We start from the raw sequence: 24605 nt of genomic DNA on the forward strand, positions 1-24605 counted from the left end.
TTGGTAAACGCCGTTACTTTTCGGTTGAATCGTCAGTTGCTTCGAGTTCGCCAGCCTTGATCATCGCCAGTGCGCGTTGATATTCGTTGACGGTTTCAGAGAAGGGATCCCAGAACTGGGGCGTGACTTGGCCTACTTTGCGGACCTCAACGCCCATTGCAGTTGGGATGAGGTCGACCGCATCACCGTCAGCAACCTGCAGTTGTGCAATGAGTTCGGCGGGCAGTTTAACGATGTAATCACCATCAGGGGTTTGTTCAATTTTTCCCGTTTGTGCATCCATGTGGAGGCCTCCTTAGTCGAGTGGTCCGGTGATGCGTTAAAAGCATGAAACTATCACCACGTTGCCACTAGCGTATACGGCCATTATACAGCGAAACGACGATAACATGAAATAATTCGGAAAATTTGGTTAAAAAGTAATCTATTTGACATCTTACGAAACGGCGTCAGGTCAATGAAAACGGTTGAAAATGCGTTCACGACTAAAAATTAATTTGATCTGTTCGCCTGTAATTTTCAATTGGAAGTGTTAAACTACAACGTATGACCGGTACGTGATCGAGTAAGAAATCGAGTTGTGTAACTTCCTTGGCTTTGAAAAGGGGGTCTTGGGTGTGGCAAAACGTTACGTTGTCACCAGACCAAACGAGCACATTGTGCACCGGACGGATAGCCTTCAAACGGTTACCCAAATTACTAAGCGACCTAAGTGGGTCGTAGAACAATATATTAATAGTGACAAGTTGCTTGATGGCTGGAAGATCGTCGACCAGAATCAGGTAGCGAGTTAGGGGAAAGGCGCCGTTTCACAGAGATGTGGATAGGCGTCTTTTTTTTGCGAGAGTGTGGAGGGAGGCGGTTAGGGACTTGCACCTAAGGGACTTTCGCCAGAATCCCCGTTTTTGGGGGATTGTGGTGGAAGTCCCTTAGGTGCAAGTCCCTGCCTCTCGGAACACGTTTAGGCTACATAACAGCCTAGCGGTAACGTCGGCAAATTAATCAACGCTAAGTTAAGCAGCAAGTTCAATCTTTACCAACATAAAATTATGAAAAACGGCACTAACGACAACTTTAAGGCGTTAATGCCGCTCTTGACGTAGCCAACTGAGACCAATACCTGTAACAGAATTCATCAAAATACCGAATCGAATTCACGTTCAAACCACATAACAGTCCCGAAGTAACACTGGCTTACACTCAAATCCTAAAGTAAGAAAATCACGCAATGCTTACCAACCTAACCCCACACCCATCAACTCAAAAACCAGAATCTGCCCCAAAATGCAACTCATTTGCGCTTCATAGTTATTTCAAATTTTGGTAATAATTCGGGCATATGTATTTGTTACGCTTAATGCATGGAATAAGACCGTGTTTATATCAAACTGAAAAGGAGCGAACGACCATGGTGACTAAAATGCTGATTCAAGTCATATCGGTAGTCACGTTAGTATTCGGCACGTGCTATCAAAGTGTGCAAGCATTAGCCAGCAATACCAAACGGATCGAGATTCAGTCCGCGAGGCTAATCGACAAGGATAACACGGCCCCCGCAACGGTGAAGGCGGGAAGTGAGCACGAGTTGGTGGTCAACTTGACCATCAATAATAAGGACGGCGACCACGAGTCTGGGACGACCCAACTCTGGGTGCCGGAGCAACAATTAACACTATTGGAAAGGAAAGTGACGTTTGAGCCAGAAACAGCGGCAGATAACGCCCGTTTAGTTTATGAAAAATTATCGAACAATCAGCTGCAATTAAGCTGGCAGAAGGTGGCAAATACCGCAACGTTCAAGGTTGAATTGCCGGTTCGTGTCAACCACGCGATGACGGAAATGCAGTTACCCATTGCGGTGGGGAGCGCAACCGACTACCTGCAACCGTTGACGGTATTGAACGAAGATGCAACGGATGATGCTGTGTCTGAAATTACGGGTGATCCGGGCTTGCCGGGTAATATTTTGGCGAACCTCGATCAGTATTTAACTGCCCAACAAGCCCAAGAAGAAGCCGAAGCTGCGGCTGCCAAGCAGGAAGCGGATGCGGCAGCGCAAAAGGAAGCTGAAGAACAAGCTAAGGCGGATGCTGCGGCGAAGGCTGAAGCTGAAGCAGCGGAAAAGAAGGCAGCAGAAAAGAAAGCGGCTGAAGACAAGGCTAAACAGGAAGCGGAAGCTAAGGAGCAGGCTGAAAAGGATGCAGCTGCTAAGAAGGAAAAGGAACAGCAGGAAGCGGATGAGGGAAAAGAGACTGCGAAGGCAAAGGCAACTTTGAAGGCGCGGTCGGCGAAGGCTACTGAAGAGTCGGCGAAAAGTAAGGAAAAAGAAGCTGACGATAAAGCTGAAACTAAGGGAACGGACTTGGGCCAAAAGTTACGGCAAGCTGCTAATGATGGCATACCTGAAAGTTTCTTTAACACGATTACGTTAAAAAACGGTAATCGGGAACAGGATGTTTCCGCCAACAATAGTGAAATTAACATGGACGTCTATGCCAACGAAGAATTCGAGTTAATTTACAGTTGGGATATGGACGAGCTTAAGAAGAAACTCGGTACGACTAAAATCGAATTGGGTGACTTTTATACGTTTAAGATTTATGGGTTGAAAGAATTGGGTTCAAATGGCGGTGGCGTCATCAAGTCTGGTAACACAGAACTTGCAACCTATTCCTATAAAAATGTAACCGTGGATGGCAAATATGACCATCAAGAAGTCACAATCACGTTCGATAAGGCCATTGCGTTGCAAACATCGGCCAAATTCAATCTGACCATTAAGCAGGAATTAATTGGCGGCGACCCAGTGATTTTTGAGTATAACGAAGAAGCGATTGTGACGGGTGTGCCGGATCAGGTTTTAAACTCAATTGATAAATCCGGAAAATTCGTTGGTGATCAAATTGAATGGACGGTTACTTTGAAGGCAGAGTTATTCTCAAAGCCGGTTACATTTGATGAAATCACAATTACGGATGTTTTAGGGTCGGGACATCACTACGTTACTGAGGATGGCCAGCTTAGCGGCTGGACGATTACGCATGGTGGCAAACCCGTTACGGATCAATTCACTGCGACCAATTCAGGCGTTTTTAAAGGCAAAATAGCGACAGAGTTGGAAGATGATTTAGTCATCACATTCCGAACTAAACCGGATGATGGTGTGAAGGAGACGACGTTTAAGAACGCGGTTTCTGCAGTTGTTGGTAAACAGAAAACTAAATCAATTGAGGCAGAGGCTTCGATTTTTACAACAAAGAAGACATCAGGAACAATTGTAAAGGATGACGCAGTTGATGCCGATTTGCTCTATGAATGGAAGCTTGAAGTGGATTTAGGGAACAGTATTGTTTCGGCAGAAAGTTTAAAGGATCTAGAAATTTTAGATACCTTAACGGGTAATCATAAATTTGACGAAGATAAATTGAATTTAGCAGTGTACTCGGATAAGGATCAAACTGGTACTAATTTAAAGAATTACTTTAAAGTGACGCGGATGAGCGATGTTCAATTTAAAGTGACCGTAGATTCTGATCGAGTGGAAGAACTAGTTAGTGAAATCGGATCTAGTAAGCAGCTCTACTTTGTTTACCGTACCGTTCAAACAAAGAGCGATATTACTAACGCGGAGAATAGTGCTGAGGTTAGCATTAACGGTATGAAAGCCGAGACTGGTAACCAAGGCACTGATGGTAAGGGTAAGCTCATTACTAAAGATGGCGCGTACGATGAAACTAAAACGGGTGCCGTCGTAAATTGGACACTTAAAGTGAACCAGTCAGGGCGAAAGTGGTCTCAACTCACGGTAACGGATGAACTCCCAGAATATATTAGTAAAGATGACCTCAGTGAAATTAAAATTGGTAATAAGACGATTAACATTGGTGAAGAAGTTGAACTTGAGGACGGTACTATGGTGAAAGTAACATCTGGTACTACCAACGATAAAGGCGAGTTTAACGAAATTAAGTTAACGTTTGAGAACATCAAACAAGCCTATGACGTTAAGTTCACCACCACCCACGCTTGGAATGGTGGCGAGGCTAAGAAGTTAACTAATAAGGTAAAGGCGACTACCAGTGAAGGCTATACCGAAACTACCGACAAAACAGTTACTATTAAAAAACGAATCGCCGGTAACGTCTTCAAGGACGGTAAAAACCAGTTAGCCAACTCAATTGAAGCTGGAAAGAACCATGTTCAGTGGCGCGTTGGCTTTGGTACACGACTTGATGATAACTTCAGTGGAAAAGACGGCGATATCAACACGGTGACCATTGAAGAAACGTTAAATGGTGGTAGTCATAACTATCTTTCGTTCCCGACAAAAGAAACGGATTACCGGCTTTATGAAATTAAATCAGTCGGCGAAAGTGACAATAGTAGTGTAAAGGGCAACGAGATAGATCAAAAGGAATACGAAGTAAAATTAACGCCAGATCAAAAAGATCAAAACAAAATGACCATTGAAATTACGTTTACAGGAAGCGATAAAGCATACAAACAACTCATGTTAGTCTTCGCAACACCAATCGACTTAGACGCATGGTTTGATGAAGATGCTGATGAACCTTCTGAAATGAAGGGGTATGAATTTAAAAATGCTGCGGAGGTCAGCTATGACGGCTTTAAACCAGTAGAAGTCACCGGGCAAACTTCCCTTGATAAAAACGGCGTCTACGGTTCTAAAAATGGGACGGCCGTTAAAGACAGTCGTGAGATCAGCTGGGAAGCAATCCTGAATGCAGACGGTAAACGGCTGACCAACGTGACGATTACTGATAAGTTATCTGAGAACCATGAATATCAGAATAAAGAAGACATCAAGCTTTATACGGCGGATGTCCGGCACCGTGTCGATGATGATAAGTTAATGGTCGAAGTCGTTGGTAAAAAAGCGATTGATCCGGCTGATTACACGATTGAAGGTGATCTCGACGACCCACATACCTTTTTGATCAAGCTTAAACAGCCGCTGACAACGGCGTTGCTAATAGAATATACAACGACTCGAACGAGCACAAGTTCGCAAACGTATACGAACAAGGTTAAGCTAAGTTCGAACGAGGTCTTGATCGAAGCCGATGCTGAAGAAACAATCTCTGCCTCCGGTGAAATTTGGGGCTTTGATGCACGCTTTAAGAAAATTATCGGCGACGATAAGGATCGCCCATTAGGCGGCGCAACGTTTAAACTTCAAGAAAAAGAGTATACCGCTGCTGATGATGATCCGGATGCTTGGCGGGATGCCACTGATATTCGTGGTAACGCGATTGGCGAAATCACGTCTCCTGAAAGTGGTAATTTTGTAATCCGTGATTTAAAGACGTATTCAGATTTCAGATTAATTGAAACGGCTTCAGCGGAAGGGTACGATCACCACATCGAACCGATTACGTTTAATAAAGCGGCTGTTGAGGATAGCGACTGGTTGGAAACGAAGTACTACGTTAAAAACTGGCCGGTAACGAAACGAACTGCTTTATCGATCAGTAAGGAAGTTACCGGACTTACCAACCAGTCATTTGAATTTAAAGTGAGTGCGAAAATTGATGGTAAGCTCGATACGAGTTTCAACGGAACTTACCCGATTGCGCAAAGTAACGAAACGGTGACTTTTGAAAACGGGATTGCGACATTTAATCTTTCTAAGGATCAAACCATTAAAATTACGCAATTACCGGTTTATCTGCCAGGAAAAGACTTAGAAAAACGCCAATACGAGATTGAAGAAGTTAAAGCCGAAACTGACAACTTCGAAACTCAGGTTAGCGTTGATAACAAGAAACCCGTAGCAGGGACGACGACGGGTGAAATTGGGTTAGAAGATGACGGCGATAAGCATACGGCGGTATTTTTCCACAATAGCTTAACGACCGGTAACTTCATCTTATCTAAACAAGTCAATGAAGCGGATGGACAGACTGATCCGACTGCCGCCTTTAAATTTAAGATCGCTGCAACTCTGGACGGTCAAGACTACACGTCGGACGAGAATTCATTTGAAGCTTACCGAATCAATGCGAACGGCAACTTTGGGTCAAAGGAACTGGTTAAATTTATAGATGGTCAGTTGATGCGGGTTTCTGATTCGGATGAAGTGGATGTGATTACCCTCAAGGCTAATGAACAATATATGGTAAAGGATCTGCCAGAGGGCCTCTCGCTGAAAGTAACCGAGTTAACGCCGGGGCACTATCACGTGACGAGTCAACCGGCTGGACAGTTAGATGAGGGCAACTATGTCACAGAAGCGGTGGTCGTGCCGGATAAGACGGTGAGTTTAAATACCACCATTACCGTGGCCAATGCGTTACCGGTTGGCAACTTAAGACTCAATAAAGACGTGTTAAACCAAAAAACAGGCGACGACAACCTCGACTTCGAATTTACACTGACGATCGATGGTGAAGATGCACTGCGTGGTCAAGAATTCTTCGAAGTAACGGGCTTAAGCAAGCAAGATGATGTTCAATTCAAGTATGACGAAGATCAGAAGCAACACCTTGCAACGCTGAAGTTAAAACACAATGATCGCGCAACGATTGTTGGATTGCCAAAGGGTGTTAAGGTGACCATCACCGAAAAGACCCACGACGGTTTCAGCACAACTTACCAAGTTAACAACGGTGATCAAGAAAGCCAGGATGAAGATGGCCCGACCGTGACCATTCCGGATGGTAAGGCGATTACGGTCAGCTATGAAAACGCTCGGCCAGTAACTGGCAAACTGCACATCGAAAAAGCGGGTAATAACTTACCTGCTGACCAAAACTTCAAGTTCAAAATTGTCGCTCTAGACGATACTAAGTTAACTGGCACTTACGAGGGCGTCTTAAAGCAACGCGGCGATGACGAAGGAACGAACCACGAAGTTGAGTTTAAAGCCGGTGAAGCGAACACTGATCTGAAAGCTGGTCAGTACCTCGTTATCCAAGACTTACCACTTGGTCGCTACGTGGTTAGCGAAAAAGCGACTGATGGGTTTGCTGCTAGCTGGACGGTCACCGCACAGGATGGGTCTAACTCAGACGAAACGCCTGCAACCGATGACGGTTACTATCAAGCGAAACCAGCAACGGTGACAGAAAAGACAACGCCACAAGTGGTTTATACGAACAGTGTGGTTACGGGTAAACTCGAAGTAAACAAACGTGTTGCAAGTCATGAAGAAGCGGATTTAAATGCTAAGTACGACTTTGAAATTACAGCAACAAAGAATGCGGATAAGGTACGTAATAACAGCTACGAAATGATCATCAATAACGAGCAAAAGACACTGTCATTTAGTGGTGATACTGCTAAACTCACCTTAAAACATGGTGAAACGGCACTCGTTAATGGCCTTCCGGTTGGCGTTGAACTTGCGGTGAAGGAGATTCTTGATGAGGATAGTGAGCTAGTTGCAACCTGGTTGATTGGAAACGAAGGTACTGATTATCACGAATTGGCTGACGATAATGTACCAGAAGTGACAATCAACGACAGTAAGACCAGCGCGGTATCCTACAAAAATACGCGGACACCGGATGGTGAACTCATGGTGAAGAAGACCATTGAGGGCAGCGTTAAGAAGAACCAGTCGTTCAAGTTCAATGTTCAGTTGACGGCTGAAGAAATGACACATTTGAGTGGCGAGTATCAAGTTCGAATTTATGATCAAGATGAATTGCTAACAAATGACTCAGTACCGGTCGAAAATGATCAAATCACATTTAATTTACAGGGTGGTCAATGGGCAGTTATTACAGGTCTGCCACTTGCCAAATACCAAGTAGAAGAAGTTGATCCAGAAGTTGCTGGTATGCAGACAACTTGGACGATTAACAGTAGTGAAGAACAGACTAATGATGATCGGATTGCAACGTTAACGAAACCGTTAACTGTAAATGGTCGGCAGGTAGTTGCATTTACTAACTTACTAGAAACTGGCAAATTACAAGTTAACAAGTACGTTGCCAGTCACTTAGACAAGGACTTAAACGCAACCTACACGTTTGACTTACAAGTAGAAGAAAATGACGCAGACCGCGTTAATGGGAATACCTACAAGGTTACCAGCAATGACAAACAACCAGACCTGACGTTTGAGGACGGCAAAGCGGTTCTTAAGATTCAGGGTAGTGGCAGCGTAGTCGTAGACGGATTACCAACTGGTATTACAGTAGCGGTTAAAGAACGTGTTGAGGATGATGACTTGGCGGCGAGTTGGTTAGTTGGTATTGACGGCGATTACGAAGTACTAGCTGATGATGACTATCCAGAAGTTGAAATCCAAGCTGACAAGGATGGCGTGGTGTCCTACAAGAACACCCGAGATCCCGATGGTCAACTGAAGGTTGAAAAAGTCATCAAAGGTAACATCGATGCCGATAAACAGTTCAACTTCGCAGTTCGGTCTACAGATGATAATGCACCGTTAGATAAAAAGTACCAAGTTCGGACTTACGACCAAAATGGGAATATCGTTCAAACTAGGGACATCGAAGCTGACAGTGGCGACATTAACATCAAGTTAACGGGTGGTCACTCAGCGATTATCTCGGGCTTACCATTGAAGACGTACCAAGTGCACGAAAGTCGTGCAGGTATTGCTCACATGGTGACGACCTGGACGCTGAACCACGAAGGTAACGCAACAACTGGTAGAACGGCAACTCTCGAAAATGCCTTAACTGAAGATGGTATGCAGACGGTGACTTTCACCAATGAAGTACCAGAAGGCGATTTAAGACTTGAAAAGATTGCTGAAGGGACGTACAGCACAACTGATAAAATTGAGTTTACGATTCAAGCAAGAGGCCGTTTGACGGGCAAATACAACGGTGTGCTTTACCAAGCTGATTCTGCTAAAGAAATCGGCAAGGTATCGGTTGAATTTAATCGTCGTGGTCGGGCAAGCGTGAGCCTAAAACCTGGTCAGTACCTGCTGATTAGCGGCTTGCCAACCCAACGTTATCAAGTAACGGAAGAACGGCAAGCTGACGATGTGGTCACAACTTGGGAAACGGATACGCAAACGGGTGCTGGGCGGCGCGCCGCTTGGGTAACAACCAAGGAAAACCACACCGCCAGCGTAACCTTCACCAACCGAATCGATGTCGGCAGCCTCACCCTCAACAAATGGGTAGCCAGCCAACACGAAGATGACCTCAAGGCGGAATACAAGTTTACGTTAGCAGCGAGTGATGATGATATCGTCAAAGTGGCTGATAAGGAATACGAAGTTAAAGGTCACGGCGAAACGACACACGTGAAATTCGACGAAAACGGAAAAGCCGAATTAACGATGACTCACGATACACCAGTGACCATCAACGGCTTACCAGTTGGCGTTGAATTAACGGTAACGGAAACGACAATCAAAGACTTTGTTGCCACATGGCGCGTGAACAACGCTGGTGATTACGTTGAGTTAACGGATGATGCCCAACCAACAATCACGATCGATGACACGCATACGCAAGTAGTGTCCTACAAGAACACCCGTGACCCTGAAGGCCAACTTCAAATCGAAAAGCAAGTCACAGGTGCAGTCGCCGATGAAGATGCAAGTTACGACTTCATCATCGAAACCCTCGATACCACCACTGGCGAAACAACACCGGGTGATGGTGATGGCGACACGACTGAACAGCCAACCGAAACTGAGGATGGCGATGGGGACGCAACGGAACAACCAGTTGGTGATGAAACTTCGATGGACACTGAAACTGAAACACCGACCCCAGACGCAATCAACCTCCTCAACCTTAATGGCAGCTACTCAGTGCTGATTTACCAAAGCGGCACGGATAAACTGCTCCACAAGGACACGGTTGAGTTCGATAAGGGTCAGGCAACCTTGGCACTTAAGGCTGATCAGTATGCGGTAGTCAATGGCTTACCATTGCACACTTACCAAGTGCGTGAAGTTGATCCGGAAGTTACCAACATGTCAACAAGCTGGTCAGTAAATGGCGGTAAGTTGACGGCTGGCCTTCAAGCGGATGCGCATGAACTGACAGCTGATGGTGTGATGACGGTGTTGTTCAACAATGTAGTAAATACTGGCGACCTGTCGATTGAAAAGCAGGTGACGGGTGCGGTGACGGAAGCGGATGAACAACAAGCTTACGACTTCACGGTGACGGCTTACCGGGAAGTTGTGGATGGCGAGGTTGAAGTGGATACCGACTACAACCAGCAACACGCAGCGACCTTAACGGCTGCTAATGGTGCAGCAACAACGATTCGACTGGATTTCAAGAAGGGCGAATTAGCCGTTTCACTTAAAGCGGGTGAACGGTTGACGATTCATAACCTCGATGAAAACCGGGTAGTGACCGTGACGGAAACGCCGTTAGCGGACTTCATCACGACTCACCGAATCGGCACTGAAGCCGTGACAGCTGGCAACGAAACGCACCAGATCACGATTGGCGATGATGTGACGAAGCACGTGACCTTCATCAACGACAAGCCAGCAACGCCAGAAGTGGCTTGGCTCTCATTGACGAAGTCGGTGCTAGGCAGTGCGGGCGAAACTGACCGCGGGTTCGACTTCACGGTTCAACTAGTCGACCACCTCCAACAACCAATCACGGGCATCGTCAAAGTGGTGAAGACAATGGCAACCGGCACGTATGTCAGTGGCGAAATGCTGTTTGACGATCACGGCACAGCAACGGTAACGTTACAACACAACGAAACCGTCAAACTGGAAGTGCCAAATGGCGCCCACTACCAGATTGCTGAAACGGATTACAGTGCGGACGGCTACGTAACAACGACCAGTCAGGGTGGCAATCCTGAACGGACGGGCTTAACGGTAACCGGCATTGCGCACCAAGTTGATCCAAGCACGGCGCTGGTGGTTTACTACAACCGCGCGGACACCACGGATCCGGATGATGAATTAGCGCATACGGATACTGAGGATGACCAAGCGATGCCAGAACTCGTTGGCCCAGCAACGGATGATGGTAGCGGCACAACTGGTATGACGGATGCCAATCCACAAGCGCATACCGGCACTGGTGGCACAGGCACATCAGGTTCGGTGACACCACAGGCTTACACGAGCGGTAGCAGCAAAGGTATTTTGCCACAAACTGGTGAGTTCCTCAGAAATCATTGGGTAGCAGTCCTGGGGTGGCTGTTGCTGATGGTGCTAATTGGAATGATGGTTTGGCGTTACCGTTTAAATAAAGAATAGTAATTAGGTGAATGATGGGCAGTCAAAAACGGCGCCGATGACCAACGAAAAAGTTGGTTATCGGCGCCGTTTTACTTATACGCGCAATTGCATATCCGAATTATAAAACTGGGTGTACGTCAAATAACACGCGATGACGCTCCCGATACTCGTCGACGCCAGCAACATAAACGTCACCATGATCTGGTACATGATGGCCTTGGTGGGGTCAACGCCGGCGAAAATCAAGCCGGACATCATGCCGGGGAGACTGACGATGCCCACCGTTTTAGCGGAGTCGATGGTTGGCGACATCCCGGTACGAATCGCCATGCGGACAATGTGGGACGAGGCCTGCTTTAAGTTAGCGCCAAGGGCCAGTCGCTCCAAGACGCCTTGCCGCTGGTCGTGGAAGCTGGTGTTCATGCTGCGGTAGGCCAGCCCAATGGCGACCATGACGTTACTGCTGATCATCCCGGAAATTGGGACGATTTGGCTCGGCGTGAATTTAACCGCCCCAGCCAACACGAGGAGCACGATGGTCAGCAGCGTTGCGGTGCCGATGGCCAGTAAGCTGATGGGAAAGGCATGGGGAATCCCGTTGGCGCGCTTCTTGGCATTTTGCGCGGCGTTGAAGATGATGATGGCCACCATGAGGGCGGTGAGCCACACACGGTCGACCCGGATGATGTAGGTCAATACGTAACCAACGACAGTCAGCTGGATAACGGCGCGAATCACGCCGATGACCATGTCGCGTTCGAGGCCGATTTTTTCCTTTAAGTTAATGGCTAGCGCGATGATGACGAGCACGATTGCGAAACCTAGCGCGGTGGGGCTAACAATTAAATTATTCATGAGCGTCCTCCAATCGGCCAGCTTTGATGGTGATCAGTTGCTCAGCGGCCGTAATCTCTGTTTCGTCGTGAGTGACGGCAATGACGGTCACGCCTTGATCTCGGTATTGGTTGATCAACCGGTGAACGACGGCTTTGGTATCGGCATCGAGGCCGGCGGTAACTTCGTCCAACAGCAGGACTTCCGGCGTAAACATCAGGTTGCGGATTAGCGCCACGCGTTGTTTTTCACCACCGGAGAGTTCGGTGATGGGCTGCGTCAGCATTTCCGGTGCAAGGTCAACGTTGGCTAACGCTTGTTGCGCCTGTTTTTCGTCAAATGCTTGGTTGCGGATTTCGAATGGAAAGCTAAGGTTATCCTGAACGGTGTCGCCGAAGAGGGTGGGTTGTTGGAAGCAGTAGGAGACTTGTTGACGGTAGGTTTGCTTCGGGTAACTGGATTGGGGTTGGCCTTGAAACAGAATCTTGCCGGCTGTTGGTGTGAGTAAAGTGGCTAGTAAGCGCAATAGGGTACTTTTTCCGGAGCCGGATGGGCCAACGATGGTGAGGTTGGCACCGGTTGGGATGGTTAAGTTGATGTCGGTGAGGATTGGTTTGTTGTCTGGGTGGTAGCTTAGGTTTTGGATGTTGAAGATAGCGGGCATGGTGGCGGTTCCCCCTTTTTGGATAGAATAGATTGATTCTATTATAGCTTAAATGGGGTGGGAGTTGGGTGGTGGGTATTGTTGGGGTAAGGGGAAAGATAGTTAGGTTAGCGTTAGGGCAGGTTTGGTGTTGTAAGGATTGAAGGGACTTCTTGACTTGGGATTATGGTAATGGTGACGCAACAGCACAACTGTTATCTAGCCTAAACGTGCTAACTAACTCAGATCCCGGCCATATAAGCTAAAAAAGCCATGAATTCCAGATTCGGGAATTCATGACTTTTTCAGCTTATATTCTGGGATCTAACCGAGTTAGTTAGCACTCTCCCGATATTCATCCAAATCCAACACAATAAAGTTAATTGATTGGCCGGCTTCAACCGTTAATTCGAATGGGGCGCTTGGTACTGGGACCTCAGTCGTTTTAGCCAGTGCCTTGCCGATGGCGTCTGACGCCTTTGAGACGGCGTCGGCATTGTTGGTGCCTAATACCTTGACGCTTGGGACGTCTGGAACTGTGACTTGAATATGGTTGATGACCGCTGTTGGATCAAAAATTGCTGGATAGACAACGCGTTGCATGGAAAAGCCTCCTTGAAGTAGCGTTTCGAGCCAACGATGCGTTAGCGGAAACGGGTTCGACTAGTTTAACATCACCAGGTTGCGCCATGAACGCGGTGCCCAGGATGCCCGATAAAACAATCTACCTATCATCATATCGAATTTAGCGTCAAAAGTACACTCCCACAACGGAATGTTAACCAATCCAAAAGAATTTTTCGAGATTGGTTGACACTTTTGGTCGCTATTTTGTTTGTAGACGTGTAAGCAGTTGGCCAACCTTACAAAATACCTTAAGAGGAGACTCACACATGAACAACATTTGGAAGAAAACGACCCTGACCCTATTAATGAAAAATGCGGATGGTGTTATCGTTCGCCAAAGCTTCAGTAACATCGTTCAACGCCCAACGGATCAGATGGTTCAAGGCATGGGCCAAATCATCGCAACGTTGACCGGGCTGACGTTTGAAGCCGCGGTACTGACAACCACCGATGACGTGATCAAGATCAAGGCAGCCGTTTAAGGCCATAGGAGGACATGATGGATACAACAAAGACAACGTTACAACTACGCTTCAAAGGTACTGATGATAAGGTTCACAGTTTTGGTTTGGTCAAAGCTGCGCCAAATTTGGATCAACAGACGGTTGAGCGAGCAATGACCGAAATCATCGAATTGAAATTATTTAGTCGCAATGGGGTAGAAATCTACAATGAACCGGTCGGCGCCGAGTACGTGACGACCAGCCACCGCACCGTCTTCGTCGCGTAACCCGGTCTGCCCCCGTTCATTTTCGTCGATGGCACTGAACGGTCAAGGGGGCGAGGCACATGCAACAACGGTTATTGGTAGCCATGATGTTAGTGGTTGCCGTGCATATGAAGAGTTTGGAATTGGTGATTTTGGCGGCTGGATTATGGCCGCAGAGCGAGAGTAAGCTTGATTAGGTTTTAGAATACTAAGTAATGTGAAACAGGTACGGCCGTTTTTTGGTCGTACCTGTTTTTTTGGTTTAATGTTGATGAGTGGTTGTGGCGACGTGCGTTGCTGTTACTTAGTTTTCGGCGCCGCCAGGGCTGGTATTTCTGCGGCTCAACCTCGTTGGTGAAGTTTGTCGGCGTTGGGGCGTTCTGGCTTCTGCGCCGAAACGCGCTCCACGAAACTGGGAGCTATGTGTAAGCCAACTTTAGTAAAACCGCCCAAAGCCCAGGCGCTTTCACTAAAGTCGGCTTACACGCCGCTCCCAAAGCGTTTCGTTCCGCGCTCTGCGCTACTCATACAAAAAGCCAGCGCCCTTCAACGCCTTCCGAATCGCCTTCAATTGCGCCGGCGTCTCATAGCCAATCGTATGCATATGCACGCCGCCGGTCAATTCGGAAAGTAGGTGGCCTTCTTGCTGTTTGAGCTTACCCATGAAGAGGTTGATGTCGCCTACCGTGCTGATTTGGAGCTCGCCCTTGAGGTGACCGTATAGCGGGTGATCCACGATGACGTCCTTGATGACGCCACCGTTGTCGACGATTAGTTTCATTTCCTTAGCGGTGTCGCTTGGAAAATGCCGGCAGACGAGGATGGCTTCGTTGCCGTTGCCCTTATCGTATTCGTAACCACGTAACGTGGCGATGATTGGGTCGCCGGATGCTCTTAATAGCGACACATCGCCCACAATGGTTTGACGACTAACGCCAAACTGCTTCGCTAGGGTACTTGCACTAATCGGATGATCGCTTTCAGAGAGTATTGCTTGGATTCGTGACCGCCGTTCCAAACTGGTCATGGGATCGCTTCCTTTCGAGGTTTAGACTTGTTAGGTTTAGTTTAGCAGAGTTTGGGGTGGGTGGGGAGAAAGATTTTGGTTGAGCGGTTTTGAAGAAGGTTTGGGGAAAGAAAACGCCCGTCAAGGCATCTCGGTAGAGGTGGTTGGCGGGCGTTTTTTTTGCTTTGGTGGCTGGTTGCCTTCGCTTTTGCTTGGCAACGCCGCTGTTTTTGTAGTGCATTTATTTGGTGAGTGGTTGGGGCGACGTGTTTTTGCTGTTATGTTGTTTTCGGCGCCATTGGAGCTGGAGTTTCCGCAGGTCAATTTCGATGGGGAGGCTTGTCTGCGTTGGGGCGTTCTGGCTACCGCGCCGAAATGCGTTCCACGAAACTGGGAGCTATGTGTAAGCCAACTTCAGTAAAACCGCCCAAAGCCCAGGCGCTTTCACTGAAGTCGGCTTACACGCCGCTCCCAAAACGTTTCGTTCCACGCTCTAGATAAACAAATTAGTCCCCCGCTGCCGAGCATCCCCAAGATAAGTTGCCACGCCGCCGAACTCAACGCCGTCGATCAACTCTTCCTCTTCAATGCCCATCAAGCCCATGCTCATCGTGCAGGCGACCATCTTTACGCCGGCGTCCTGCGCCTTTTGGAGCATTGTTTCCAGTTGGTCGACGTTGTTGCTGTGCATGAGTTGCTTCATCATGGCCCGGCCAGCGCCGAAGACGTTCATCTTTGAAAGTGGCAGTTTCTTGGCGCCCTTTGGCAATGCGATATCAAACGCCTTAGCTAGGCCCGTCTTGTGAACCTTCACGCCCGGCTTCTTGATGACGCTCAGTCCCCAGAAGGTGAAGAACATCGTGACCGGTTGGCCCATTGCGGCCGCCCCTTGCGCGATGATCAGACTGGCGATGGCTTTGTCGAAGTCACCGTCAAATACCACGATGGTCGTACCTTCCTTGGTGGTCGTAATCGTATTACCGGCCGCCTGAGCCGCTGGGGCTGCTGCACCTTTTTGCAGAGTAGCGACAACTTGGTTGCCCTGAATCTCGTTAGTCATAACCTGATTGCCGGTTGCTTGGGCCCACGCCACGATATCCTTGTGGAAACCGAAGTCTGACGCGGTGACCGTGACCGTACTTCCTGCAGGCATATCGGCCATTTGATTCTTGACCTTCACGATTGGGCCGGGGCATTGGAGACCACAGGCGTCGAGATCAACGTGAGGCGTATCTGCATTTGCTGAAGGGGTCGCTGGCGTTGGTGTGTCAGCGATTGGTTCGGTGACTTCTTCAACTAAGATTGGTTGCTGATCGCTGGGGTCATACTGCGACGTTCGGTAAGTTTTCAGCCCACCGTCTAAGTTGTAGGCATCAAGGCCGTTTTGGGTGAGGATTCGGCTCACGTTATACCCCCGCAGGCCAACCGCGCAGTACACGTAGATTGGTTTGTCAGTTGGCAGTTCGCCTAACCGGTCCCGAATCTGGTTTCGCGGAATGTTGATGGCACCCGGTAATTTGGGATTGGCCAATAATTCGTCGGGGTTGCGGACATCCAAGAAGGTCGCGCCACTAGCGAGGAGGTCATCGACTTGATGCCACTGAATCGTTTTGACGAGGCCGTGTTGCAAGTCGTCCGCAATGTAGCCGGCAAAGTTAACCGGGTCTTTGGCAGAGGCGTATGGCGGTGCGTAGGCGACTTCTACGTCAGCCAGTTCGTTGACCTTGGCGTGGAAGCGAATGGCCGTGGCGATGATGTCGATGCGCTTCGTAACCTTGTCCGTTCCAATTGCCTGAGCGCCTAAGATGCGGCCGTCTGGTGCGTAGAGCACCTTCAAGCTAAGTGGCGCCGCACCGGGATAGTAGCTGGCGGATGATTGCGGGTGTAAATGCAGCGCTTGATAGTCGATTCCAGCCGCCTTTAACGACCGTTCATTGGCGCCGGTGCTAGCGGCAGTCAGCGCAAAAATCTTCGCAACTGAGGTGCCGAGTACGGCAGGGTTTTCCCGCGAAATACCGCTCAGTTGGTCAGCTAAGTAGCGACCTTGGCGGTTAGCTGGACCAGCGAGTGGGATCGCACGCTTTTGACCGGTAATAGCATCGGTGACGTTGATGACGTCACCCAGTGCGTAGATGTGAGCTAAGTTAGTTTCGAAGTGCTCGTTGACGTTGATGAAACCGCGTTGGTCGGTTTCGATGCCGGCTTTTTTAGCTAGTTGTGAGTTTGGTTTAACCCCAATGGCAAGAATCACCAGATCGCTGGCAATTGGGTCGCCATGGTCGACTAACACTTGTTGGCCGTGGTCACTGAAACCGGTCAATTTGGTGTTAAGCAGGAGGCGAACCTCGTTGAGTTGAAGGTGTTCGTGAAGTTCTTGCGCCATTTCGGTATCAAAGTTAGGCATCACTTGATTAGCGGCTTCAACGAGGGTGACGTCTAAGCCCCGGCGACGTAAGTTTTCCACCATTTCAATCCCGATAAACCCACCACCAACGACCGTTGCGCGCTTGGCGTGGTGGTCGTCGATGTAGGCGGTGATTTGGTCAACATCGGGTACGGTGCGGACGGTGAAGACGTTGTTGGCATCTGCTAAACCGGGGAGCTTTGGGACTACCGGGGTTGCGCCGATTGAAAGTACCAATTCATCATAGTGGTCAGTTACTGAACCAGTTGGTCCTTGAATGGTAAGTTGTTGCTGATCAGCATCGATGGCTGTCACGGTACTGTTGACGTGAACGTCAATGTTGAAATCTTGTTGCATGTCGTCGACGGATTCGACTAAGAGGTTGTCGCGTTCTGAGATTTTGCCACCAACGTAGTAGGGCAACCCACAGTTGGCGAAGGAGATATAGGGACCGGCCTCGTAGATCACGATTTCGGCTGATTCGTCTAACCGGCGTAACCGGGTAGCGACGGATGCGCCACCGGCGACACCGCCAATAATAACAACACGTTTTGACATATGCTCACGTCCTTTTCTAAGTTGTTTAGAGTATACCCCTAGGCGGTATCTAAATGCAACCTAAAAGATGAACGCTTACATTAGGCGAGATTACCGATTTGTGGTATCATACCTATGCCGGTATACTGTATTTACCGAAATTAGTGTACACTTAAAAAAGTGAAAAATGAGCCATTAGAGGAGGTCGAAGTCATGACATGTGACCCCAAGTTAATTAACCGCCTGCGCCGGGCCGAGGGCCAGCTGCGCGGTATCCAAACGATGATGAAGGACGGGCGCGATTGCGCGGACGTCATCACCCAACTATCAGCGGTGGAGTCCAGCGTGAAGCGGGTCATGAGCTTGATCGTGGAGGAAAATATCCAGCAAAAACTTGCGGATAAGGACGATGAGAGCGGTGTGGCGGAGAGTTTGAAGTTGATTGCAAAGTTATAGAGTGTGAAAAAAAGCGTTTAGAGCGTGGAGTATAAGGGCGTCCCCCTATTATTGGCCGGTTTTTGGCCAGTAATAGGGGGACGCCCTTATATGCAACGCTCTGCTTTTTTTCACACGTTTCGGCGCGGAAGCCAGAACGAAGTAACGAAGGCAAACTTCACTAGGTAGTTGACCTGCGGAACAGTGAAGGTCAAGCGGCGCCGAAACCAAAGTAACAGCAATGAGCATCGCCGGAAGCACTTAGTCGAAATCAAAGTAGCAACATTGCACATCGCCCAAAGCACTCATTCAAAACTAAATCTAAAAACACATCAATCCCAAGCCTTCCCCCCCACAAACACCCCCAAACTATACCAATCCACCCGAAAATTGTTACCGCCACCAAAATTGTGTTAAAATCGACACAATAGTATCCGCAACAAGCCAGTAGTATAAAATACATAACCAACGATAATGGTTCTGGGAGTGATTAGATGATTCGTTTTTGGGGACAGCCCCGTTTTTCAATGGAAACGTGTACGATGAGCGGTTTCGAGCTCTTTATTCGTCAACACGATGAAACAACTGGTAACTGGGTCGTGCCGAAGGATTTTAGCGTTTTCGGTGTGGATCAAGTGACAACGCTCTTGCGCAAAACGGTGGCCGCAATGCCTAGTGGGCCGCTGGATGTGTCGTTCAACTTAGATCAAGAACAGTTCGTGGATGAAGCGTATTGTCAGGTACTCTCTGGAATTGAAAAACAATCGGAAGTATCAATCAGTGTTGAATTGACGGAACGTTTGGGCAACGGTGATAAACCGCTCAGCATGGCGGGCTTGAAGAAGGCTGCGAAAGCTTATTACGATGCGGGTATCCCGGTCATCTTAGACGACGTGGGAACCGGCGAGAACCAAACCAATCTGGTTGATGCGCTGGATCCCTATGTAACGGAGTATAAATTCGCCCTGCAAAACGTTCGGGATAGTGAACCAATGGCGGAAATCAAGACGCAGGTCGATTTCTGGCGGACGTTGGCGAAGGAACATGGGAAGCATTTTACGATCGAAGGCTTTGAAGGTCCTCAAGACACGCGGTTGATTCAACTGTATAAACCAAATGCCGTCCAGGGGTATTACTTTGGCCGCCCGCACGTGTTGCCGATTGCTGCGGATTTTATTGAAACTGAATTCGAATAATCGTGGTCGTTACTGTCTGAACGGATGGTGGCGGCTTTTTTGGTCAGGTTTGAAACTTCCTTGAAGAAACTGTGAACCCGCCCGCAACATTGGCCGAACTTGTTACAATTAAGGTAACCCCAGACGAAGGAGTGATCAGCATGAAAAAGAAGCAGACGACCCGACCAACAGCGGTGACGCCTCGTGAATTTGTGATTACTTCACCGCTGATCATTGACCAATTGACCACCCAGTTGGCGATTTTGCCCATTGAAAACGTGGAACTGGTGGGTGGCGATACCGCGCAAGAGAACCAGACCGCAGTCATTACCGCCGAAGTGACACCAAGCCACCCCGAAGACCTGTTTCGCTGGTACTTAGACGACCGGGCGCTGGCGTTGCAACCGCAGAATAAACTGCACCTCATGGACGTGCCACTGTCATTGGACGGCATGACGATCAAATGCATGGTGATGCGCCCCGGTGAACAGGGGACGTTGAAGATTACTGCCGAAACAACGCTTCAAATTGCGCCACAGTTACCGAACATCGTGGCGTCTCAGCCGTTGCATCAAGTCGCTGCTGGGAGTACTTTGCGCTTATCCGTAGTTGGCAAAACTGCGCAGGATGTGGGGTATCAGTGGCTGTTTGAAGATGAACCGATTCAAGGTGCGGTGGGGGAGACCCTGCTGGTGCGTGGGTGTGATGCGCAGCATGGTGGGACCTATACTGTTCAGGTGAACCGAGGGTTTCGGCGGGTGGCGACTTCGGTGGATGTGCGGGTGGTTTAGGTGGGTTACTAGATATCGAGCTAGTTATTGCAGCCTATTTTGGATGCTAGATATCAGACTTGATTATGTAGGTATTTTACGTGAGCCTTTTGGGTCTGAGGAAGTTGCTTAATGCTGGGTTAACGGCTGAGTTTATCTTGGTATACGTGGTGTGACTAGTTCTATTGGCAAGGATTGAACTAGATTCTTAACTCGACATCGAGGAAGAGGTTACGGGTTCTATACTGTTATATAGCCTAAACGCGTTAAAAAGCGCAGACCCCGGCCATATAAGCAACCCTATCACAAATTCCAGACCCGGGAATTTATGATAGGGTTGCTTATATTCTGGGGTCTAGGCGCGCGTTTTAACGCTCTTCCAAAAAAACAACAACATTAATAGCTTTAATTCTAATTTTGGGTTAAAATGATTACAGTTATAACGATGAATCGTTGTAATGCGAATTTTCATTGCGTGTCGGGACCCTTCCCCTGTAAGAGATCCCGATAGTAGTCCCCAAACAATTGGAGCGGAGCAGTGAGTTGCCCCACTCTTTTTAAATCACTATATTCATCAAGCCTTATTCATCAAGCATAGGGCGTCAAGATTGGAGAATGACATGACAACCATTCAGACAACCGGGGTCGGCAGTGTGTCGACTCGGAAGCCGGTTGCTCAGCATCATTACCGAATAGGTGGCACTATTCTCGGTCATGACGAACTTGTGAAGGCTCAGCGTCGGATTGAGCTTTCCGAAGCAGTATTCACATAGGTCACTATCTCATTTGGAGGTAGTGATTTTTTTGTTTGATTTGAATGGATGTATTTAACGTTGTTCAAGGTCAAAGCGTGATACTATAAAACAGTGAAATACAATAACTCTGAGAAAGTAGGTCTGACCATGCCAATTGAAAAAAGCAATCTTGACGAACTGACCCGGCTAAAAAAACAAATGAATGAGTACCGGCCATTGTCAAAAATTCAGGTCAGACAATTGGAAGCTAATATTCGTTACGAACACGTGTGGTCTTCAAATGCGATTGAGGGTAACACGTTAAATGAATACGAAACAACTTCAATTTTAGAGACCGGACTGACTGTGCATGGTAAACCGATTAAAGATGTGCTTGAAACGCTTGATTTAAACGTCGCTTATAATTATATGCAAGATTTAGCTGCACATAAACAACCGCTGACACAGCAGATAATTCGTAATCTAAACCGATTTGTTACCACTAAAACGGCAGCTGATTTAGGAACAGCGGGTGAATATCGAGCGATCAACGTCTGGCCCAATGGGTTAAAAAATCACCCGTACGTTGATCCATTTGATATTCGGCCGCAAATGGCGGAACTTATTGATTGGTCTAATACGGCACATAATCAACTTCATCCAGTTATTTACGCTGCTGATCTGCATCAGAAGTTTGTTTCGATTCATCCGTTTGCCGATGGTAATGGTCGAACGGCTCGATTGTTAATGAACCTCGCGTTAACTGAAGCGGGGTATCCGGTGATTAATATTCAGCCAGATAAAGTTTCTAGAAACACCTATATGGACGCACTAGAACATGCTCGTCAGACGGGTGACTTAACTGAACTTGAAACGATCATTATGCACTATTCCAAAGAAGCATTATTAACGCAAATCAAGACGTTAGCTTTGAATGAACAAAATCTTAGAGATGCAGAGAACGATTTGAAGCAATGAGAAAAACGCGAAGATACATGATGATCTTCGGAAATAATGAGGCTAAAGGAGAATTACATGATCTATCCAATCGAAGAAATCTCACAACTCATCAAACCAATTGCTGAAAAGTATCAAATTTCTGCATTGTATTTGTACGGTTCTTACGCCCGTGGAGAGGCCACTGAGAGCAGTGATATTGATTTGGTTTATCAACGTGAGGGGTCACTTGTACACGGATTGTTGAAGATGTCGGGTTTCAAGATCGACTTAGAACGAGTATTAAAAAAGAACGTGGATATTGTACCGTTGGAAAGTTTTAAGGCACCAATCGTACGACAGCGAACGCCGAGGTATATTGAGAACGTGAGGGCATCGATGGTGCCGGTTTATCTTATACCAAGAGAAAGGCGTTAGGTTGCGGCACCAATGATTGGCTATATAAGAGTGACAAATATGCCAACATAAGCGAGTGAGAGGAGACTGCGAAAGCGGTCTCCTCTTTTTAAGTATCAACTAATTAAAGATAAAAATTTCGCGATTAATCGGCAAAATACGAAGAAACTATGCGCACAATCGGAAACTTCCGTGAAGTCATAGTGGATTGCTGGCAAAACCGATAGCATCATTGTTATCCTGATATCAGAAACAAACGAGCTGACCTCACTAAAGCCCCCAACAGGAGGAACCAATAATGAAATCAGTTAAAATTGCGAGTCTTTTATTAGCTTCAGGGATGTTACTTGGGAGTGTGCATTCGGCGGTGACACCGGCGTATACGGCGCATGCGCAGACAGAATCGGCGCAGCGGGATGTGTCGAATCAAGTGACGCTGGAAGATGACGATGTTTTTGTGAATGATGAGGGAATTATTACGGCACCTACTCTTAATGATATTCCCAAACTCGTTAAACTTTTTGATGGTGGAGAACTTGTTATTCCAGCAAAACTTAGAGGAAAGACTATTAGAGGCGTTGGTAGCTTTGCTTTTAATAAAAATTATGCAAATATGGTTCCTGGAATAAATAATATATCCGGGATTGCTAAATTAACTTTTAAAACGCCGGGAAATATTAACTATATTGGTGAAGGAGCATTTACTGGAAATGCCATCTCCGGTAGATTGTATTTACCGAATGCGGACTGGATTGATAACGGTGCATTTGGTCAAAACAAGTTAACTGAGGTTGATTTACCAGAAGTTACGTATATTGGGGAGGCTGCATTTTCTAGAAATAACATTAAAACAATTAACTTACCTAATGTTGAAGATGTATATGCGTCCGCATTTAACGGTAATGAATTAACGGAAGTGACACTTCCCAAGGTGCTTGAAATATCAGAAGCCGCATTTGCAAACAATGCAATTCGTAAAATTGAATTAAGTGGAAGAGTAGAATTCTCTACAGGCCATGTAGCTCCGTATATCGGTGCATTCGCAGGTCAAAAACTCGACCTAGCTAAGACTGCAGATGGTCAAGGCGCGGTACCGCTTAGTGAGTTATTGCCATCTCTTAAAATAGGCGGTGAAGAACAGTTAGAAATCTCAAATGTAAAAGAGACAAATGAATCATTAACGGTAGGGTTAGGCATGGATATCGATAGTGAGTATTCTCGAGGAGGGTATTCGCTTGCTAGTATGCAACTTAAGATTGATCCTATGCCATCAATCGGGGGCGGTGGTAACAACACCGGTGATAGTAATACTTCCACAACTCCTGACACTACACCAGAAACTAACACCCCAGATACAAATCTCCCTGGCACCGGCAACAACGAATCCCCAATCGCCATCTCCCCTGACCCAGACGTAAACCGCCCGCACACGGTCTACGCCAAACGGGCAATGCGGTTACACTCAAACGTTTCACTGACGAACCCAACCAAATCATACAAGAAACAAAGTCGGGCGAAGGCGGCTAGCTTCCGAATTCAGGGCGTTTCATATGACAATAACGGCAAGAAGCGCTACAAGGTTAAGGGTGGCTACATTACGGCTAGCACAAAATACGTTGCGGACAGCCACTTCCGGAGCAGTAAAGTAAAACAAGTCCGGGTAATCGGCAACAAGGTGAACAGCTATAAGAACGCCAAACTGTCCAAGTCACAACAAGTTCGCAGCTACAAGAAGGGCACCAAATTAAAAGTGAAACGAATTGTGAAACAGGGACGCACAACGCGGTTCCAACTTAATAATGGTCGCTATATCACGGGTAACAAGCAACTATTGATTATGGATCATAGTAAGTAAGCGTAACGATTTAATGACAAAAATCTAGAAACATAAATTCAAAAAGCCGCCGAAATTTACGCGAATTTCGGTGGCTTTTGCTATATAGCAGTTAAGTTGTTAATTATTAGAATTCGTATAATGGTACAGACCATTATCTGGATATTTGATATAATTAATCCAGCAGAAAGTTAATAACGGTTGGTAGTACTAATCCAAAGGGGATGGTAACAATGGAAAATCGTTGTAACACCACGAAGCCTGACGAAAGGAACTATCTTGAAGTTGTTCGTAATTGGTGCGATTTTGTTTGCCTGCGCCGTAGCGACTGCGCTGTTGTGGCTTGGACGGATCCTGGTTCAGGT

General features: G+C 47.3%; 18 protein-coding genes. 12 read left to right on the forward strand and 6 right to left on the reverse strand.

The window, feature by feature from the left end; genetic code table 11:
* Positions 1–13 precede the first annotated feature (13 nt).
* Complete coding sequence (locus ACYVR3_RS11480) at positions 14–283, reverse strand: hypothetical protein (protein ID WP_461244354.1); 270 nt, start codon at positions 281–283, stop codon at positions 14–16.
* A 334-nt stretch (positions 284–617) separates the two neighbouring features.
* On the opposite strand from ACYVR3_RS11480, the gene ACYVR3_RS11485 reads away from it, so the two are divergent.
* Positions 618–794: a hypothetical protein gene (locus ACYVR3_RS11485; protein WP_156301649.1), complete on the forward strand. Its 177-nt coding sequence runs from the start codon at positions 618–620 to the stop codon at positions 792–794.
* A 614-nt stretch (positions 795–1408) separates the two neighbouring features.
* A complete protein-coding gene (locus ACYVR3_RS11490; protein ID WP_461244355.1) occupies positions 1409–11197 on the forward strand; it encodes a DUF7601 domain-containing protein in 9789 nt (3262 codons plus the stop codon).
* 75 nt (positions 11198–11272) lie between these two features.
* Here ACYVR3_RS11490 and ACYVR3_RS11495 read toward each other — a convergent pair whose 3' ends face one another.
* The 3 genes from ACYVR3_RS11495 to ACYVR3_RS11505 all read right to left on the reverse strand — a co-directional run bounded on the left by ACYVR3_RS11495 (position 11273) and on the right by ACYVR3_RS11505 (position 13259).
* A complete protein-coding gene (locus tag ACYVR3_RS11495) occupies positions 11273–12034 on the reverse strand; it encodes an ABC transporter permease (RefSeq protein ID WP_461244356.1) in 762 nt (253 codons plus the stop codon).
* Positions 12027–12677: an ABC transporter ATP-binding protein gene (locus ACYVR3_RS11500; RefSeq protein ID WP_461244357.1), complete on the reverse strand. Its 651-nt coding sequence runs from the start codon at positions 12675–12677 to the stop codon at positions 12027–12029. Before ACYVR3_RS11500 ends, ACYVR3_RS11495 begins: the two co-directional genes overlap by 8 nt.
* Positions 12678–12989: 312 nt before the next feature.
* Positions 12990–13259, reverse strand: a complete 270-nt coding sequence (locus ACYVR3_RS11505) for a hypothetical protein (RefSeq protein ID WP_054736583.1) — start codon at positions 13257–13259, stop codon at positions 12990–12992.
* Positions 13260–13549: 290 nt separating this feature from the next.
* On the opposite strand from ACYVR3_RS11505, the gene ACYVR3_RS11510 reads away from it, so the two are divergent.
* Positions 13550–13765, forward strand: a complete 216-nt coding sequence (locus tag ACYVR3_RS11510; RefSeq protein ID WP_057152077.1) for a DUF1659 domain-containing protein — start codon at positions 13550–13552, stop codon at positions 13763–13765.
* A 17-nt stretch (positions 13766–13782) separates the two neighbouring features.
* Positions 13783–14013, forward strand: coding sequence for a DUF2922 domain-containing protein (locus ACYVR3_RS11515; RefSeq protein WP_461244358.1), 231 nt, complete (start codon positions 13783–13785; stop codon positions 14011–14013).
* Between the two features lie 499 nt (positions 14014–14512).
* Here ACYVR3_RS11515 and ACYVR3_RS11520 read toward each other — a convergent pair whose 3' ends face one another.
* Entirely contained in the window at positions 14513–15019 is a 507-nt protein-coding gene (locus ACYVR3_RS11520) for a 3H domain-containing protein (protein WP_461244359.1), read from the reverse strand.
* A gap of 79 nt (positions 15020–15098) precedes the next feature.
* Here ACYVR3_RS11520 and ACYVR3_RS11525 point away from each other — a divergent pair, with 79 nt between their 5' ends.
* A complete protein-coding gene (locus tag ACYVR3_RS11525; protein ID WP_461244360.1) occupies positions 15099–15419 on the forward strand; it encodes a hypothetical protein in 321 nt (106 codons plus the stop codon).
* Between the two features lie 72 nt (positions 15420–15491).
* Here ACYVR3_RS11525 and ACYVR3_RS11530 read toward each other — a convergent pair whose 3' ends face one another.
* Positions 15492–17960 (reverse strand): FAD-dependent oxidoreductase, encoded by a 2469-nt coding sequence (locus ACYVR3_RS11530; RefSeq protein ID WP_461244361.1) that lies wholly within the window; start codon positions 17958–17960, stop codon positions 15492–15494.
* Positions 17961–18152: 192 nt separating this feature from the next.
* Here ACYVR3_RS11530 and ACYVR3_RS11535 point away from each other — a divergent pair, with 192 nt between their 5' ends.
* The 7 genes from ACYVR3_RS11535 (at position 18153) to ACYVR3_RS11565 (ending at position 24261) form a co-directional block, all read left to right on the forward strand.
* Positions 18153–18395 (forward strand): metal-sensing transcriptional repressor, encoded by a 243-nt coding sequence (locus ACYVR3_RS11535; protein ID WP_461244362.1) that lies wholly within the window; start codon positions 18153–18155, stop codon positions 18393–18395.
* Between the two features lie 473 nt (positions 18396–18868).
* Positions 18869–19570, forward strand: a complete 702-nt coding sequence (locus tag ACYVR3_RS11540; RefSeq protein ID WP_461244363.1) for an EAL domain-containing protein — start codon at positions 18869–18871, stop codon at positions 19568–19570.
* A 140-nt stretch (positions 19571–19710) separates the two neighbouring features.
* On the forward strand, positions 19711–20340 hold the full coding sequence (locus tag ACYVR3_RS11545) for a hypothetical protein (RefSeq protein WP_461244364.1): 630 nt from the start codon (positions 19711–19713) through the stop codon (positions 20338–20340).
* A 599-nt stretch (positions 20341–20939) separates the two neighbouring features.
* Positions 20940–21092 (forward strand): hypothetical protein, encoded by a 153-nt coding sequence (locus ACYVR3_RS11550; protein WP_156301766.1) that lies wholly within the window; start codon positions 20940–20942, stop codon positions 21090–21092.
* A gap of 129 nt (positions 21093–21221) precedes the next feature.
* Positions 21222–22031 carry a Fic family protein gene (locus ACYVR3_RS11555; RefSeq protein WP_461244365.1) on the forward strand — a complete coding sequence of 270 codons (810 nt, stop codon included), beginning with the start codon at positions 21222–21224 and terminating at the stop codon, positions 22029–22031.
* Positions 22032–22088: 57 nt separating this feature from the next.
* Complete coding sequence (locus ACYVR3_RS11560; RefSeq protein WP_461244366.1) at positions 22089–22427, forward strand: nucleotidyltransferase family protein; 339 nt, start codon at positions 22089–22091, stop codon at positions 22425–22427.
* Between the two features lie 277 nt (positions 22428–22704).
* Positions 22705–24261, forward strand: coding sequence for a DUF5776 domain-containing protein (locus ACYVR3_RS11565; protein ID WP_461244367.1), 1557 nt, complete (start codon positions 22705–22707; stop codon positions 24259–24261).
* Positions 24262–24605 lie beyond the last annotated feature (344 nt).

This window comes from Secundilactobacillus muriivasis (genome assembly GCF_054785195.1).

Excerpts from the sequence above, each read along its gene's own strand:
- ACYVR3_RS11500 (WP_461244357.1), bottom strand. The coding sequence starts at position 12,677 with ATGCCCGCTATCTTCAACATCCAAAACCTAAGCTACCACCCAGACAAC.
- ACYVR3_RS11535 (WP_461244362.1), top strand. The coding sequence starts at position 18,153 with ATGACATGTGACCCCAAGTTAATTAACCGCCTGCGCCGGGCCGAGGGC.
- ACYVR3_RS11510 (WP_057152077.1), top strand. The coding sequence starts at position 13,550 with ATGAACAACATTTGGAAGAAAACGACCCTGACCCTATTAATGAAAAAT.
- ACYVR3_RS11545 (WP_461244364.1), top strand. The coding sequence starts at position 19,711 with ATGAAAAAGAAGCAGACGACCCGACCAACAGCGGTGACGCCTCGTGAA.
- ACYVR3_RS11490 (WP_461244355.1), top strand. The coding sequence starts at position 1,409 with ATGGTGACTAAAATGCTGATTCAAGTCATATCGGTAGTCACGTTAGTA.
- ACYVR3_RS11480 (WP_461244354.1), bottom strand. The coding sequence starts at position 283 with ATGGATGCACAAACGGGAAAAATTGAACAAACCCCTGATGGTGATTAC.
- ACYVR3_RS11565 (WP_461244367.1), top strand. The coding sequence starts at position 22,705 with ATGAAATCAGTTAAAATTGCGAGTCTTTTATTAGCTTCAGGGATGTTA.
- ACYVR3_RS11530 (WP_461244361.1), bottom strand. The coding sequence starts at position 17,960 with ATGTCAAAACGTGTTGTTATTATTGGCGGTGTCGCCGGTGGCGCATCC.
- ACYVR3_RS11555 (WP_461244365.1), top strand. The coding sequence starts at position 21,222 with ATGCCAATTGAAAAAAGCAATCTTGACGAACTGACCCGGCTAAAAAAA.
- ACYVR3_RS11495 (WP_461244356.1), bottom strand. The coding sequence starts at position 12,034 with ATGAATAATTTAATTGTTAGCCCCACCGCGCTAGGTTTCGCAATCGTG.
- ACYVR3_RS11505 (WP_054736583.1), bottom strand. The coding sequence starts at position 13,259 with ATGCAACGCGTTGTCTATCCAGCAATTTTTGATCCAACAGCGGTCATC.
- ACYVR3_RS11550 (WP_156301766.1), top strand. The coding sequence starts at position 20,940 with ATGACAACCATTCAGACAACCGGGGTCGGCAGTGTGTCGACTCGGAAG.
- ACYVR3_RS11560 (WP_461244366.1), top strand. The coding sequence starts at position 22,089 with ATGATCTATCCAATCGAAGAAATCTCACAACTCATCAAACCAATTGCT.
- ACYVR3_RS11540 (WP_461244363.1), top strand. The coding sequence starts at position 18,869 with ATGATTCGTTTTTGGGGACAGCCCCGTTTTTCAATGGAAACGTGTACG.
- ACYVR3_RS11515 (WP_461244358.1), top strand. The coding sequence starts at position 13,783 with ATGGATACAACAAAGACAACGTTACAACTACGCTTCAAAGGTACTGAT.
- ACYVR3_RS11520 (WP_461244359.1), bottom strand. The coding sequence starts at position 15,019 with ATGACCAGTTTGGAACGGCGGTCACGAATCCAAGCAATACTCTCTGAA.